This window comes from Pseudidiomarina sediminum DSM 21906, from assembly GCF_000423165.1.
Taxonomy (GTDB): Bacteria; Pseudomonadota; Gammaproteobacteria; order Enterobacterales; family Alteromonadaceae; genus Pseudidiomarina; species Pseudidiomarina sediminum.
On record NZ_KE383983.1, the window covers coordinates 906,619 to 921,276 of the forward strand.

The 14,658-nt window shown below is 49.4% G+C and carries 14 protein-coding genes and 2 tRNA genes; 14 read left to right on the forward strand and 2 right to left on the reverse strand.

Annotated features, from left to right (window positions below):
- Window positions 1-37: 37 nt before the first annotated feature.
- From carA to greA, 3 genes are read left to right on the forward strand one after another with little or no spacing between them, the layout of a single operon-like run.
- Window positions 38-1,228: a glutamine-hydrolyzing carbamoyl-phosphate synthase small subunit gene (gene carA / locus G535_RS0109500; RefSeq protein ID WP_084616837.1), complete on the forward strand. Its 1,191-nt coding sequence runs from the start codon at window positions 38-40 to the stop codon at window positions 1,226-1,228.
- 28 nt (window positions 1,229-1,256) lie between these two features.
- On the forward strand, window positions 1,257-4,481 hold the full coding sequence (carB, locus tag G535_RS0109505; protein WP_026861849.1) for a carbamoyl-phosphate synthase large subunit: 3,225 nt from the start codon (window positions 1,257-1,259) through the stop codon (window positions 4,479-4,481).
- Window positions 4,478-4,954: a transcription elongation factor GreA gene (gene greA, locus G535_RS0109510; protein WP_026861850.1), complete on the forward strand. Its 477-nt coding sequence runs from the start codon at window positions 4,478-4,480 to the stop codon at window positions 4,952-4,954. Before carB ends, greA begins: the two co-directional genes overlap by 4 nt.
- Window positions 4,955-4,975: 21 nt before the next feature.
- Here the strand turns inward: greA and G535_RS0109515 are convergent, their stop codons facing one another.
- Window positions 4,976-5,245 (reverse strand): helix-turn-helix domain-containing protein, encoded by a 270-nt coding sequence (locus G535_RS0109515; protein WP_026861851.1) that lies wholly within the window; start codon window positions 5,243-5,245, stop codon window positions 4,976-4,978.
- A gap of 108 nt (window positions 5,246-5,353) precedes the next feature.
- On the opposite strand from G535_RS0109515, the gene G535_RS0109520 reads away from it, so the two are divergent.
- The gene (locus G535_RS0109520; RefSeq protein WP_026861852.1) at window positions 5,354-5,890 is read left to right on the forward strand and encodes a helix-turn-helix domain-containing protein; all 537 of its coding nucleotides are present in this window, start codon (window positions 5,354-5,356) and stop codon (window positions 5,888-5,890) included.
- Here G535_RS0109520 and yhbY read toward each other — a convergent pair.
- Window positions 5,887-6,195 carry a ribosome assembly RNA-binding protein YhbY gene (gene yhbY, locus G535_RS0109525; RefSeq protein ID WP_034727992.1) on the reverse strand — a complete coding sequence of 103 codons (309 nt, stop codon included), beginning with the start codon at window positions 6,193-6,195 and terminating at the stop codon, window positions 5,887-5,889. The genes G535_RS0109520 and yhbY overlap by 4 nt on opposite strands.
- 80 nt (window positions 6,196-6,275) lie before the next feature.
- Between yhbY and rlmE the strand changes: the two genes are divergently transcribed.
- The 10 genes from rlmE (at window position 6,276) to nusA (ending at window position 14,649) form a co-directional block, all read left to right on the forward strand.
- Entirely contained in the window at window positions 6,276-6,902 is a 627-nt protein-coding gene (gene rlmE, locus G535_RS0109530) for a 23S rRNA (uridine(2552)-2'-O)-methyltransferase RlmE (RefSeq protein WP_026861854.1), read from the forward strand.
- 43 nt (window positions 6,903-6,945) lie between these two features.
- Window positions 6,946-8,865 (forward strand): ATP-dependent zinc metalloprotease FtsH, encoded by a 1,920-nt coding sequence (ftsH, locus tag G535_RS0109535; protein WP_026861855.1) that lies wholly within the window; start codon window positions 6,946-6,948, stop codon window positions 8,863-8,865.
- Between the two features lie 42 nt (window positions 8,866-8,907).
- Window positions 8,908-9,720: a dihydropteroate synthase gene (gene folP / locus G535_RS0109540; protein ID WP_026861856.1), complete on the forward strand. Its 813-nt coding sequence runs from the start codon at window positions 8,908-8,910 to the stop codon at window positions 9,718-9,720.
- The gene (glmM, locus tag G535_RS0109545; RefSeq protein ID WP_026861857.1) at window positions 9,717-11,057 is read left to right on the forward strand and encodes a phosphoglucosamine mutase; all 1,341 of its coding nucleotides are present in this window, start codon (window positions 9,717-9,719) and stop codon (window positions 11,055-11,057) included. The genes folP and glmM overlap by 4 nt, the downstream gene beginning before the upstream one ends.
- Before the next feature lie 106 nt (window positions 11,058-11,163).
- Complete coding sequence (tpiA, locus tag G535_RS0109550; RefSeq protein ID WP_026861858.1) at window positions 11,164-11,940, forward strand: triose-phosphate isomerase; 777 nt, start codon at window positions 11,164-11,166, stop codon at window positions 11,938-11,940.
- Between the two features lie 2 nt (window positions 11,941-11,942).
- Window positions 11,943-12,269, forward strand: a complete 327-nt coding sequence (gene secG / locus G535_RS0109555; protein WP_026861859.1) for a preprotein translocase subunit SecG — start codon at window positions 11,943-11,945, stop codon at window positions 12,267-12,269.
- A gap of 13 nt (window positions 12,270-12,282) precedes the next feature.
- A tRNA-Leu gene (locus tag G535_RS0109560) sits at window positions 12,283-12,367 on the forward strand.
- A gap of 66 nt (window positions 12,368-12,433) precedes the next feature.
- Window positions 12,434-12,510 (forward strand) — tRNA-Met (locus tag G535_RS0109565).
- Between the two features lie 156 nt (window positions 12,511-12,666).
- On the forward strand, window positions 12,667-13,125 hold the full coding sequence (rimP, locus tag G535_RS0109570; RefSeq protein WP_026861860.1) for a ribosome maturation factor RimP: 459 nt from the start codon (window positions 12,667-12,669) through the stop codon (window positions 13,123-13,125).
- A gap of 24 nt (window positions 13,126-13,149) precedes the next feature.
- The gene (nusA, locus tag G535_RS0109575; RefSeq protein WP_026861861.1) at window positions 13,150-14,649 is read left to right on the forward strand and encodes a transcription termination factor NusA; all 1,500 of its coding nucleotides are present in this window, start codon (window positions 13,150-13,152) and stop codon (window positions 14,647-14,649) included.
- Window positions 14,650-14,658: the final 9 nt, after the last annotated feature.

Genomic DNA, 14,658 nt, shown 5'->3' on the forward strand with positions numbered 1-14,658 from the left:
GCTGGTGCAAGGTAATCAACGGGGAGTCAACTATTTGATGGACCCGTTTTTTTATGTATGGAGGTTAACCTTGAGTATTCTAGCGAACCATTCGGCAAGTAAGGCTATTTTGGTACTTGCGGATGGAACTGTTTTTCACGGCACAGCCATTGGTGCCGGAGGTACCGCAGTCGGCGAAGTTGTTTTTAATACCGCAATGACTGGCTACCAAGAAATTCTCACCGATCCCTCCTATGCTGAACAAATTGTTACTCTCACTTATCCCCACATTGGTAATTACGGCACAACCCACGAAGACGAAGAATCGAACCGCGTTTGGGCGAAAGGTTTGGTCATTCGTGATATGTCGTTGAAAGCGAGTAACTTCCGTCAGCAACAGTCGTTAGGTGACTACTTACGTCAACGCAACGTGGTCGGTATTGCTGATATCGACACCCGTAAGCTGACCCGTTTACTGCGTGAGAAAGGCGCTCAAAACGGTTGTATCATGGCGGGCAACGTTGATGGCGAGTTGGACGTTGAGAAAGCGCTAGAGTTGGCTCAAGGCTTTCCTGGCTTGCAAGGCATGGACCTTGCCAAAGAAGTAACCATTCGCACGCCACAACAGTGGACCGCCACCAGCTGGCAGCTAGGCCAAGGCTTTGGCGAGCTACAAGACGAGAAGTTCCATGTCGTGGCGTATGACTACGGCTGTAAACGTAACATCTTACGGATGTTGGCTGACCGTGGTTGTAAAGTGACACTAGTGCCTGCGCAAACCTCCGCGCAAGAGGTACTGGCGCTGAATCCTGATGGGGTGTTCTTATCGAACGGCCCAGGCGACCCTGAACCTTGTGATTACGCCATTACCGCGATTCGCGAATTGATTGACGCTCAGGTTCCTATTTTCGGCATTTGCCTTGGCCACCAGTTACTGGCGCTGGCCAGTGGTGCGAAAACCGGCAAAATGAAGTTTGGTCACCACGGTGCCAACCATCCGGTACAAGATTTGGCGACAGGTCGCGTGATGATCACCAGCCAGAACCATGGCTTCGCTGTGATTGAGGAAAACCTTCCGGAAAACCTTAAAGTGACGCATAAGTCATTGTTCGATGGCACCTTACAAGGCATTCATCGTACCGACGTACCGGCCTTTAGCTTCCAAGGACATCCAGAAGCCAGCCCAGGCCCACAAGATGCAGCACCTTTATTTGACCACTTTATTGAATTAATGAGCCAGCGCGCTTAAGCGTTGCCAACGGAGGACGACCCGACTTATGCCAAAACGTACCGACATAAAAAGCATCCTCATTCTTGGCGCTGGCCCAATTGTGATTGGCCAAGCCTGTGAGTTTGATTACTCTGGTGCCCAAGCATGTAAAGCCTTACGCGAAGAAGGCTACAAAGTTATTTTGGTGAACTCAAACCCAGCCACCATCATGACTGACCCTGAAATGGCCGATGTGACCTACATTGAGCCGATTCACTGGGAAGTCGTAGCTAAGATTATTGAAGTAGAACGCCCCGATGCCTTATTGCCAACCATGGGTGGGCAAACGGCCTTGAACTGTGCCCTTGACCTTGACCGTCATGGGGTACTTGAGAAATTCAATGTTGAAATGATTGGCGCCAACGCTGACGCTATCGATAAAGCGGAAGACCGTGATCGTTTTGACAAAGCGATGAAAGCGATTGGTTTACAAACACCAAACGCAGAAGTCGCGCATAGCCTTGATGAAGCGTTCGAGATTCAAGAGCGTCTAGGCTTCCCATGTATCATCCGTCCATCGTTCACTATGGGCGGCAGTGGTGGTGGTATCGCCTATAACCGCGAAGAGTTTGAAGAAATTTGTCGCCGCGGTCTTGATTTGTCGCCAACCAAAGAGCTGTTGATTGATGAATCATTGATTGGCTGGAAAGAATACGAAATGGAAGTGGTGCGCGACAAAGCGGACAACTGCATTATCGTCTGTGCCATCGAAAACTTTGATGCCATGGGGATCCACACGGGGGACTCGATTACTGTGGCGCCGGCGCAAACCTTAACGGACAAAGAATACCAGTTGATGCGTGATGCTGCGATGGCGGTCTTGCGTGAGATTGGTGTTGAAACCGGTGGTTCGAACGTGCAGTTTGGTATCGACCCTGACACGGGCCGTATGGTCATCATCGAAATGAACCCACGGGTGTCGCGTTCATCTGCTTTGGCATCGAAAGCAACAGGTTTCCCAATCGCTAAGGTCGCAGCTAAATTGGCTGTAGGTTACACCTTAGATGAGCTCGAGAACGAAATTACTGGTGGCGTTACACCAGCATCATTTGAGCCTGCGCTTGACTACGTTGTTACCAAGATCCCACGTTTTAACTTTGAAAAATTTGCCGGTTGTAACGACCGTTTGACCACGCAGATGAAGTCTGTCGGTGAGGTGATGGCGATTGGCCGTAACCAGCAAGAGTCGTTACAAAAAGCCTTACGTGGATTGGAAATTGGTGCAACCGGTTTTGATCCTATGGTTGACCCAGCAGACCCTGAAGCGCGTGGCAAAGTGGTACGCGAGCTGAAAGAACCAGGTGCTGAGCGGATTTTCTATATCGCTGATGCGTTCCGTTTAGGTATGACCGTACGTGAAGTGTTTGAGCTGACGCATATCGATGAGTGGTACTTGATCCAAATCGAAGAAATTGTCTTGCTTGAAGCGGAAATCCAAAAGCTCGGAATGGCAGGTTTGGACGAGCGCGTATTGCGCTTGCTCAAGCGTAAAGGTTTCGCCGATGCGCGTATTGCCGACATTCTTGATGTGGCTGAAGCGGAAATTCGCCGTCGCCGTCATGAGTTGAATGTGGTGCCAGTGTATAAGCGTGTCGATACCTGTGCTGCTGAGTTTGCGTCAGATACTGCTTACATGTACTCCACCTACGATGAAGAGTGTGAAGCTGCACCATCTGACCGCGATAAAATCATGGTAATTGGTGGTGGTCCGAACCGTATCGGTCAAGGTATTGAGTTTGACTACTGCTGTGTTCACGCAGCCCTCGCGCTACGTGAAGATGGTTACGAGACCATTATGGTGAACTGTAACCCAGAAACGGTTTCCACCGACTACGATACGTCCGACCGTTTGTACTTCGAACCGATTACCTTAGAGGACGTGTTGGAAGTTGTGCGAGTTGAACAGCCAAAAGGCGTGATCGTGCAGTACGGTGGTCAAACACCATTGAAACTTGCGCGTGAACTTGAAGCCAACGGTGTACCTGTGATTGGTACCTCGCCAGACGCCATCGACCGCGCAGAAGACCGTGAGCGCTTCCAAAGCGCGGTACAACGTCTTGGTTTAAAACAACCTGAAAACGCCACCGTGACGAAAGTTGACGAAGCGCTGCGTGAAGCTGAGCGTATTGGCTACCCGTTGGTCGTTCGCCCAAGTTATGTCTTGGGTGGTCGCGCGATGGAGATTGTCTACGACGAGAGCGATTTGCATCGCTATCTGACCGACGCGGTAAAAGTTTCCAACTCAGCACCTGTGCTGTTGGATCGCTTCCTCGATAATGCCATTGAAGTAGATGTTGATGCGATTTGTGATGGTCAAGATATCTTGATTGGCGGCATCATGCAGCATATCGAGCAAGCTGGGGTTCACTCAGGTGACTCGGCCTGTTCATTACCGCCGTATTCACTGAGCGAGAGCATTCAAGACCAGTTACGTGAGCAAATGCGTAAATTGGCGTTTGAGCTGAACGTACATGGCTTGATGAACGCGCAGTTTGCGGTCAAGGACAACGAAGTCTATTTGATCGAAGTGAACCCGCGTGCGGCACGTACTGTTCCTTTCGTCTCTAAAGCAACAGGCGTACCTTTAGCGAAAATTGCCGCGCGTGTCATGGTTGGCCAGTCATTGCAGCAGCAAGGTTACACGGAAGAAGTGATCCCACCGTATTACTCGGTGAAAGAAGTGGTCATTCCGTTTGCGAAATTCCAAGGTGTTGACCCGATCCGTGGCCCAGAAATGCGCTCTACCGGTGAAGTCATGGGAGTTGGTGAGAGCTTTGAAGAAGCTTATGCCAAAGCCAACTTGGGTGCTGGTGAAGCCTTAGCGAAAGCGGGTAAAGCGTTATTGTCGGTGCGTGATAGCGACAAAGAGCGTCTGTTTGACCTCGCACGCGGTTTAATTGCGCTTGGCTTCTCACTCGAAGCAACCAGTGGTACTGCCAAGCTCTTGAACGACGAAGGCTTAACCTGTTCAGTTGTGAACAAGTTACAAGAAGGCCGACCTAATATTGTTGATGCCATCAAGAATGGTGAGTACAGTTACATCATCAATACAGTTGAAGGTCGTCAAGCGATTGAAGACTCTGTCTACATTCGTCGTGAGGCCCTCTTGAATAAAGTGATTTACACCACCACCTTAAATGCAGCCTTTGCCACAGTGAAAGCAAATACTGCAGATGATCGGGCGCGGGTAAACTCACTGCAGTCGTTACATAAAAGGGTTCAATCAGCATGAGTCAAATTCCAATGACAACCCGCGGCGCTGAGATGCTGCGGGAGGAATTGCAACGGTTAAAATCTGAAGATCGTCCACGCATTATTCAGGCGATCGCGGACGCACGTGAACACGGTGATTTAAAAGAAAACGCCGAGTATCACGCAGCTCGTGAGCAGCAGGGATTCTGTGAAGGCCGGATTCAGGAAATTGAAGCGAAGTTATCGAACGCACAAATTATCGATGTCACTAAAGTGCCAAATAACGGTAAAGTTATTTTTGGTGCAACGGTCACTTTGTACAACACTGTGACCGACAAAGAAGTGACCTATCGGATTGTTGGCGATGATGAAGCTGATATTAAACAACATATGATTTCAGTCAATTCACCGATCTCACGTGCACTTATCGGTAAGCAAATCGATGATGTGGCACAGGTGAATACACCTAATGGTGAAGTTGAATACGAAGTGGTGAGTGTCGAGTACCTCTAACACTCATCCTTATTTACCACTTTACTTGTTTAAGAGCGCGACCAGTTCGCGCTCTTTTTGTTTCCGGTCCCCTTGTGTACGCAGCGGGGTCTGATATTGCTCAACATCCGGAAAAACCTCTGTTACGGAGCGACCTAGCGCTTTTGCGATAGCTTCTGCAACGGCCCGTGACCGCGCCTTACGGGCGGCAACTTTGGAGATCAAGGACGGGCTTTTCCCAAGGGCTTTTGCCAGCATTGAGAAATCAAATCCGCGCAACGCCAACTCAGTTTTTATCTTTACACTATCCATTATTGCTCGGCTGTGGTTGAATGTCGCTCTATGTGAACTGTGTATGAGTCCACTGTGAGTTCAATTGAATTAAAAGTGAAGTCAAAAGACACAATTTAAGGTAAAATAATGTCAAATGACGATAATTTAAATAGTACACACCGTCAGTCGAAAAGCAACGTAGAAATGCTAACCATGGACGAGGTCGTCACACGCTTGCGTCGCTACTATGGCGACCAATCGGTCGCTGCATTGATGCGCAAGTTGGGGATTCCCACATCCACCTATGGAAATTGGCGAAAGCGGGGCACAGTGACCTATGATCATCTCGTGCAAGGACTCATACGGTGTGGTATTTCGTTGGATTGGTTTTTTGCACCCGATCGGCATTTAGATTATCCGCGGCCTTCACAGTTGTATCTTAGCGAGAGCGAGAACGCCGCCTATCAAGGTGAAAAGCAGCATACCGAGGTGTTAACTGCGGCAGCGGAAGTGCGGCCGTTTATGGCGCAGTACCAAGTGCCGGAGACACCGGAGAATGAAGCTTTACTGGTTGAAGTGTATTTAGCTGCGCGCGCGGACCATGTGAATGTTGACTTTGCCCTAAGAAAATTGGCAATGGTATTGGGGAAGGCCGGAAAACAAAAAGAAACGCCGCTAAATTAGCGGCGTGGTAGTTGAATCTTGCCTTCAGGGCTAGGTTTGTACAGCGTAATAATTTTGCCGACAACTTGCACACGATAGGCTTGCGTGTAGTCAACAATGGTCGCATACACCTGTTCACGCAATTCACGGTCTTCATCTGGCACTTTGACCTTGATCAGTTCGTGGTGATTAAGAGCCAATTCGATCTCTGCCATCACGCCTTCAGTCAGTCCATTCGCGCCAAGCAACACCACTGGTTTGAGCGAATGCGCCAAACTTTTTAGATGCTGCTTCTGTTTATTACTTAAAGTTAACCCTTCAGCCATGTAATAATATCCCACTAACACTTGAATTTCCGCTATTCTACCGCCATCTGGGTAGGATAAGCCAGTTTGGTATTGAGGCAATGGGTAAAAAACGCTCTGCAAGCAGCACACGATGGCTGCAAGAACACTTTAGTGATCACTACGTACAGAAGGCCCAGAAGAAAGGGTTACGTTCTCGTGCGGTATTTAAAATTGAGGAAATCCAGCAAAAGGATCGTCTGTTACGGCAAGGTATGACGGTGGTCGACCTTGGCGCTGCACCGGGCGGTTGGTCACAGTATGTGGTCGACACCTTACAAGGCAATTGCCAGGTTATCGCTTGTGATATTCTGCCAATGGACCCTATTGCTGGGGTGGACTTTTTGGAAGGCGATTTTCGCGATGAAGGCGTGCTTGATGCGTTACTGACCCGAATCGGTGGCAAGAACGTAGATGTAGTTATGTCTGATATGGCGCCCAACATGAGTGGCAATGATAACGTTGACCAACCGCGCGCGATGTATTTGGTGGAGCTGGCCTTAGATATGTGTCACCAGGTCTTGAAGCCCAACGGTAGTTTTGTGGTCAAAGTCTTCCATGGTCAAGGTTTTGAAGAGTTTCTAAAAGACGTGCGAGCAGCGTTTACGACGGTACGTACCCGCAAGCCTGATTCTTCACGTGCGCGTTCACGTGAAGTCTATCTGGTAGCGACAGGGTATAAATTGTAGTAGGCTGTTGCGCGAGCAACGCAAGTTAATGAGGTAGTCAGCTTTGAGCGATATGGCAAAAAATTTAATCTTATGGCTGGTGATCGCTGTTGTGCTAATGACAGTGTTCAATAGTTTCAGCCCAGGGGCCGGTTCTGGCTCGACGGTCTCTTATGACCAATTTGTGTCACAAGTCCGTAACGGCGGCGTGCGCAAAGTCGAGATTGACGGCCGTCAAATTTCAGCACAATCACGCACTGGGGATACGTTTACCACAGTGATTCCAGTGAGCGATCCTGATCTCCTGAATGACTTGCTCGAAAACAAAGTTGAAGTGCAAGGTAAATTGCCGGAGAAGCCAAGCATTTTAACCTCGATTTTTATTTCGTGGTTCCCGATGTTGTTACTGATCGGGGTATGGATTTTCTTCATGCGTCAGATGCAAGGCGGTGGTGGTCGCGGTGCGATGACCTTCGGCAAGAGTAAAGCACGCTTGATGGGTGAAGACCAAATCAAGACTACCTTTGCTGATGTTGCCGGTTGTGATGAAGCCAAAGAAGAAGTGACCGAGTTGGTTGATTACTTACGTGACCCAACGAAATTCCAGCGTCTTGGCGGTAAAATTCCAAAAGGCGTATTGATGGTAGGTCCTCCTGGTACCGGTAAAACCTTGCTGGCCAAAGCGATTGCGGGTGAGGCGAAAGTACCGTTTTTCTCTATCTCGGGTTCAGATTTCGTCGAAATGTTTGTCGGTGTGGGTGCATCGCGTGTGCGCGACATGTTTGAACAAGCGAAGAAGTCAGCGCCTTGCATCATTTTCATTGATGAAATCGACGCCGTAGGTCGCCAGCGTGGTGCTGGTTTAGGTGGCGGTCATGATGAGCGTGAGCAAACCTTGAACCAAATGTTGGTTGAGATGGATGGTTTTGAAGGTAATGAAGGTATTATCGTCATTGCTGCAACGAACCGTCCTGACGTGCTTGACCCAGCGTTACTGCGCCCTGGTCGTTTTGACCGTCAAGTCATGGTCGGCTTGCCAGATGTGCGTGGCCGTGAACAAATTTTGAAAGTACATATGCGTAAAGTGCCATTAGGTGACGATGTTGATGCATCAGTGATCGCCCGTGGTACCCCTGGTTTTTCAGGCGCAGACCTAGCGAACTTAGTTAACGAAGCTGCGTTGTTTGCTGCCCGTGGCAACAAACGTGTGGTGGCCATGGAAGAGTTCGATAAGGCCAAAGACAAGATCATGATGGGTGCAGAACGTCGCTCCATGGTGATGACCGATGATGAAAAAGCGATGACGGCCTATCATGAAGCCGGGCACGCGATTGTTGGGCGCTTGGTTCCAGAGCATGATCCTGTTTATAAGGTGTCAATTATTCCACGCGGTCGCGCCTTAGGTGTCACCATGTACCTTCCAGAGCAGGATCGTGTGAGTCACTCCAAACAGCATTTGGAAAGCATGATTTCAAGCCTGTTCGGTGGTCGTATTGCCGAAGCACTGATTTACGGTAATGACAAAGTCACCACTGGAGCCTCAAACGACATTGAGCGTGCAACTGAAATCGCTCGTAAAATGGTCACGCAATGGGGCTTGTCCGAGAAAATGGGACCTTTGTTGTACGCAGAAGATGAGAATGAAGTATTCTTAGGTCGTTCAGTGACCCAGCATAAACATATGTCTGATGAAACTGCCCGTGCCATTGACCAAGAAGTGAAGCTGTTTATTGATCGTAACTACGATCGTGCGCAGCGTATCTTGGAAGAAAACGTAGATATTCTGCACACGATGAAAGATGCATTAATGAAGTATGAAACCATTGATGCCGACCAAATTGATGACCTGATGAATCGTCGTGATGTACGTGAGCCACGTGATTGGCGCAAACCGGACCAAAACGACAATACCTCAGGAGGTGCCGCCGCGAGTACGGACGAGAAACCTCTCACAGGTAAACCTGGGGATGCCCCAGCGAGCTAAATCAAAAAGCCCCGACCGGGGCTTTTTTTTACGGAGCAATGCATGACAACAGTGGTTGTACCTGAAGTGATGGGGATCTTGAACGTAACCCCAGACTCCTTTTCTGATGGCGGCCGGTTCCGTCACATCGATCAAGCATTACGGCAAGCCGAGCAAATGGTTGCCGATGGTGCCCGTTATGTTGATATCGGTGGCGAATCAACCCGACCTGGTGCTGCAGCGGTATCGCTGCAAGAGGAGTTGGATCGGGTGGTACCTTTGGTCGAAAAACTAAGTACGCGCGTTGATGTCTTAATTTCCGTCGATACATGCAAAACTTCTGTAATGCAGGAGGTTTTGCCATTCAACGTTCGTATGATTAATGATATTAAAGCGTTGCAAGACGAAGGTGCAGTGGCGCTTTTGGCCCAGTACTCGACCGATATTTGCCTCATGCACATGCAAGGTGAACCGCGCACCATGCAACATCAACCGCATTACAGCGAGGTGGTGGAGGACGTCAGCGATTTCCTTGCTGAACGAATGGCTATTTGTACCTCAGCAGGAATTGCCCGTGAAAGGATTTATCTTGATCCGGGTTTTGGTTTTGGCAAATCGGTCACGCATAATTATCAATTATTGCAGCGTCTTGAACAATTACATCGCCTTGAGCAGCCGCTTTTGATTGGCATGTCGCGGAAGTCGATGTTAGGCCAGGTCACAGGTCGTCCCGTGGAAGAGCGGTTGGCGGCAAGTATTGCAGCTGCAACCATTGCAGCGATGAAAGGTGCTCGCATTTTACGCGTGCATGATGTCAAGCAAACAGTAGATGCCATGAACGTTGTTGCGGCAACGTTGGCGGGGGATTGGACGTGAGTCAACGAAAGTATTTTGGTACCGATGGTGTGCGTGGACGGGTCGGTGATTTTCCGATCACACCAGATTTTGCAGTAAAACTTGGTTGGGCAGCTGGTACAGTGTTATCGCGCTCAGGCAATCAACGGGTGTTGATGGGTAAAGACACCCGGTTATCTGGCTATATGCTTGAATCTGCACTCGAAGCTGGGTTGCTTTCAGCTGGTGTAAGCGTTGAGTTCCTGGGCCCCATGCCTACCCCAGCAATTGCTTATTTGACCCGCAATTTTCGCGCTGCAGCGGGCATTGTGATTAGTGCATCGCACAATCCTTACCATGATAACGGGATCAAGTTCTTCTCTGACTCAGGCAGTAAACTCCCCGATGCAGTGGAACGTGAAATTGAAGCATTGTTAGATGAGCCGTTAGTCTGTGTGCCGTCAGAGCAAATGGGACGTGCGAGTCGTATCGACGACGCGCCAGGGCGTTATATCGAGTTTTGTAAAAGTGTGTTCCCGACCGAGTTGTCTCTGGCCGGCTTAACCATCGTCGTCGATTGTGCTCACGGTGCAACCTACCACATTGCCCCTGATGTGTTGCGTGAGCTCGGCGGTACTGTGATAGAAATTGGCACCTCGCCAAATGGTATTAATATCAACCAAGGTTGTGGTGCAACGGATTTGAAAGCATTACAAGCTGCTGTCGTTGAGCATCAAGCAGACCTCGGTTTCGCGCTTGATGGCGACGGTGACCGCGTGATGTTGGTGACTGCCGAAGGACGCGTGGTCGACGGCGACGACATTATTTACATTCTGGCGCGTGCAGCGCAGCAAGACGGCATGCTGCAAGGCGGTATTGTTGGCACCCTGATGTCCAACTTCGCCCTCGAAAAATATTTTGCTGATCATCATATTCCATTTGTGCGCGCCAACGTTGGCGATCGCTATGTGATGGAAGAGCTAGCCAAGCGTGATTGGTTGATTGGCGGCGAAAATTCCGGTCACATTATTACGCGTCAGTTCCATAGCACCGGTGACGGTATGATTGCCGGTTTGCAAGTTCTTACTGCCATGTTACGTGAACAAGCATCATTGACGGAGTTGCTGGGCGACTTTGAAAAGTTCCCGCAAGCGCTGGTGAATGTGCGTTTTAAAGCGGGTTCAGATCCACTCAACAACGCACAGGTTCAAGCAGCAGTGGCGGAGGTTGAGCAAACCTTGGGTGATGACGGCCGCGTGTTGCTACGTAAATCAGGTACTGAACCTTTGATTCGGGTGATGGTTGAAGGGCGAAACTCCGAGCAAGTTCAGGCCCTTGCGCAACAAATCGCCGACCAAGTTGACGCGGCGGCGAATTAATAAGCAGTCTCTACGAATTATTGAATTCAGTACTTGTAAGTTGGCGGCAGGTTATGTAATATCTCGCCGCTCTTGAGGTAGCAACTTCAAACCGAGAGGCTCTGTTATGCAACCATCACCTTTAGTGATCGCAAACTGGAAAATGAATGGCAATCGCCAGCTTGTCCAGCAACTTGCAAAAGTGCTTCGTGAATCACAAGCCGACCTAACCGAGGTGGCTGTGGTGGTTTGCCCACCGGCGGTTTTATTACCGGCGTGGCAGCAGGAAGTGTTTTATGATGCTATTCATTTAGGTGCACAAGACTTAAATGAACATGCGTCAGGTGCACACACTGGTGAGCATAGCTTAGCGTTATTGCATGAAGCCGGTGCAGATTATGCCCTGATTGGCCACTCAGAACGTCGTCAGTTTTATGGTGACAGTGGACAACGCGTGCAGGCGAAAGTCGACGCGGTATTAAGCTACCAAGAACATCTTTTTAAGCTGGTGCTTTGTGTTGGAGAGCATGAGCAAGAGCGTGACGCGGGGCGTACCATTGAAGTGGTCCAGCAGCAGCTCGAAGAAGCATTGCAAAACGTAAGTGCAGCGCAAATCGCGCAAGTGGTCGTCGCTTACGAACCGGTTTGGGCGATTGGTACTGGTAAAACAGCAACACCAGCCCAAGCACAAGAAGTGCATGCTTTTATCCGACAGTGGTTGGTTCAGCGCTTTGGCGCGGCAGCCCAACAAATACCATTACTGTACGGTGGTAGTGTGAAAGCGGATAACGCCGCTACACTGTTCGCCGAAGCAGATATAGACGGCGGCTTGATTGGCGGCGCAAGCTTAGAAGCGCAAGCGTTTCTAGAGATTTGTCGCGCAGCACAAGCGCAAAGAGGCTAACTATGTACGAATTTTTACTGATTGCGTATCTTATCGTTGCCATCGTGTTGATCGGGTTTATCATGATTCAACAGGGTAAAGGTGCCGATATGGGAGCATCATTCGGTGCTGGCGGGTCAAACACCGTATTTGGTTCAGGTGGTTCTGGTAACTTCCTTACCCGTACGACTGCCATCATTGCAATTATCTTTTTTGTGTTGAGTTTGATTTTAGGTAACTTATCTTCAGGCGGCAGCGAAGTGAAAAGTGAGTTCGAAGTAATCGATGCTCCAGCGCCTGTAACTGAAGAAATTCCGGCACCACAAGGTGACGTGCCAGAGTCAAACTAAGCAAGTGTCTTTCGCGGATGTGGTGGAATTGGTAGACACGCTATCTTGAGGGGGTAGTGCCTTCGGGCGTGCGGGTTCAAGTCCCGCCATCCGCACCAAATTTGCAACCGGTTAACGGTTGCGTTTCCTTCGGGAAATCCTTATAATACGGACACGTTTTCGGACGCGGGGTGGAGCAGTCTGGTAGCTCGTCGGGCTCATAACCCGAAGGTCGTAGGTTCAAATCCTGCCCCCGCAACCATTTAACAAAGGGTCCAGTGTTCTAAAAGCCCCGCAGCAGTTCGGGGCTTTTTACTATGTGACCTCTGCTGCGGTAGTGAGTTAACACAACAACTCATCATTAGCAGTCATAACACTGGGCGTTTACGCCCTTTTTTTGTTTCAGGAGTTCAAGAATTTGGCACGTATTGAAGAACGTTTAGTGACGCTTCTCGAGCCGGCGGTATCGGCTTTAGGGTTTGAGCTATGGGGCGTTGAGTTTGTTCGCGCAGGTAAGCATTCGACCTTGCGCGTGTATATTGATCACGCCAATGGTATCAGCGTCGATGATTGTGCTGACGTGAGCCATCAAGTAAGTGCATTGTTAGATGTTGAAGATCCAATCAACACTGAGTACTACTTGGAAGTCTCTTCCCCAGGAATGGAACGTCCGTTTTTCAGCGCGGCGCAAATGCAAGATTACCTGGGCGAAACTGCGGCGGTTGAATTAACCGTGGCGCAGCAAAATAAACGTAAATTTAAAGGTGTTATCAAGGCAGTTGATGGCACTCAAGTCGAATTTGAAGTAGATGGCGAGCCAATGAAGGTCAGCTATTCTGCCGTCAAAAAAGCTCATTTAGTCCCTCAGTTTAACTAAGGATTGCGCAGGCGAGGCAAGATAATGGCAAAAGAAATTTTATTAGTAGCAGAAGCTGTTTCGAACGAAAAAGACGTGTCGAAAGACAAAATTTTTGAAGCTCTCGAGTCTGCGTTGGCGCACGCGACGAAGAAGAAGTACGAAGGTGACATCGACGTACGTGTCAGTATTGACCGTACCACCGGTGACTTCGATACCTTCCGTCGTTGGCTCGTGGTTGATGATAGTGAGCAACCGCTTGAGCATCCTTATCGTGAAATCAGCTTAGCAGCGGCTCAGTATGAAGACGAGAGCATGCAAGCAGGCGACTACGTTGAAGAACAAATTGAGTCGATTGAATTTGACCGTATTACGACGCAAACCGCGAAACAGGTGATCGTACAGAAAGTACGTGAAGCTGAACGTGCGAAAGTGGTCGACGAATATAAAGATCAAGTCGGTGAGTTGATTAGCGGTACGGTAAAACGTGCGAACCGTGAGCACGTGTTATTGGATTTAGGCAACAACGCCGAAGCGATGATTTATCGTGAAGAAATGTTGCCACGTGAATCTGTTCGTGTCGGCGACCGCGTGCGTGGTCTTCTGTATGACGTACGTCCAGAAGCGCGTGGTGCACAGTTATTTATGAGCCGCACCAATCCTGACTTTTTGATTGAGTTGTTCCGCATCGAAGTGCCAGAGATTGGCGAAGAGATGATCGAAATTCGTGGCGCAGCACGCGACCCTGGTTCACGCGCTAAAATCGCAGTGAAGAGTAACGATCGTCGTATCGACCCAGTTGGTGCGTGTGTGGGTATGCGTGGCGCACGTGTGCAAGCCGTTTCAGGTGAGCTTGGTGGCGAACGTGTGGATATCGTCTTGTGGGATGATAACCCAGCCCAGTTTGTCATCAACGCGATGGCTCCTGCTGAAGTTGCCTCAATCGTTGTTGACGAAGACGCGCATACCATGGACATCGCTGTGGAAGAGGGCAACCTCGCTCAGGCAATTGGTAAAGCTGGCCAAAACGTGCGTTTGGCGAGTCAATTGACCGGTTGGCAGTTGAATGTCATGTCGGTCGATGAGTTCAACGAGAAGAACGAAGCAGAATCACAGCGTTTGTTGGACTTGTTTACCAAACACTTGGATATCGACGCCGACTTTGCTGGCGTGTTGGTTGACGAAGGCTTCTCAACCTTGGAAGAAATCGCGTACGTACCTATGGATGAACTCCTTGCTATCGAAGGTATGGACGAAGACATCGTTGAAGAGTTGCGCAATCGTGCACGTGCGGTACTAACAACCAAAGCGTTGGCCGATGAGGAATCATTGGAAAGTGCAGAGCCAGACGAAACCTTATTAGGCCTTGAAGGCTTGGATCGTCATTTGGCGTATGTATTGGCGAGCAAAGGCATTGTGACCTTGGAAGACTTAGCCGAGCAAGGTGTTGATGACCTTGCTGAAATCGAAGAATTAAGTGAGCAACGAGCAGGCGAATTGATTATGCAAGCGCGTAATATTTGCTGGTTCGGTGGTGAAGAATAAGATCAACGG

Coding starts and splice junctions, on each gene's coding strand:
- yhbY (WP_034727992.1), bottom strand. CDS start 6,195: ATGGCTGAAGGGTTAACTTTAAGTAATAAACAGAAGCAGCATCTAAAA.
- nusA (WP_026861861.1), top strand. CDS start 13,150: ATGGCAAAAGAAATTTTATTAGTAGCAGAAGCTGTTTCGAACGAAAAA.
- secG (WP_026861859.1), top strand. CDS start 11,943: ATGTACGAATTTTTACTGATTGCGTATCTTATCGTTGCCATCGTGTTG.
- greA (WP_026861850.1), top strand. CDS start 4,478: ATGAGTCAAATTCCAATGACAACCCGCGGCGCTGAGATGCTGCGGGAG.
- G535_RS0109515 (WP_026861851.1), bottom strand. CDS start 5,245: ATGGATAGTGTAAAGATAAAAACTGAGTTGGCGTTGCGCGGATTTGAT.
- folP (WP_026861856.1), top strand. CDS start 8,908: ATGACAACAGTGGTTGTACCTGAAGTGATGGGGATCTTGAACGTAACC.
- G535_RS0109520 (WP_026861852.1), top strand. CDS start 5,354: ATGTCAAATGACGATAATTTAAATAGTACACACCGTCAGTCGAAAAGC.
- carA (WP_084616837.1), top strand. CDS start 38: ATGGACCCGTTTTTTTATGTATGGAGGTTAACCTTGAGTATTCTAGCG.
- tpiA (WP_026861858.1), top strand. CDS start 11,164: ATGCAACCATCACCTTTAGTGATCGCAAACTGGAAAATGAATGGCAAT.
- carB (WP_026861849.1), top strand. CDS start 1,257: ATGCCAAAACGTACCGACATAAAAAGCATCCTCATTCTTGGCGCTGGC.
- rlmE (WP_026861854.1), top strand. CDS start 6,276: ATGGGTAAAAAACGCTCTGCAAGCAGCACACGATGGCTGCAAGAACAC.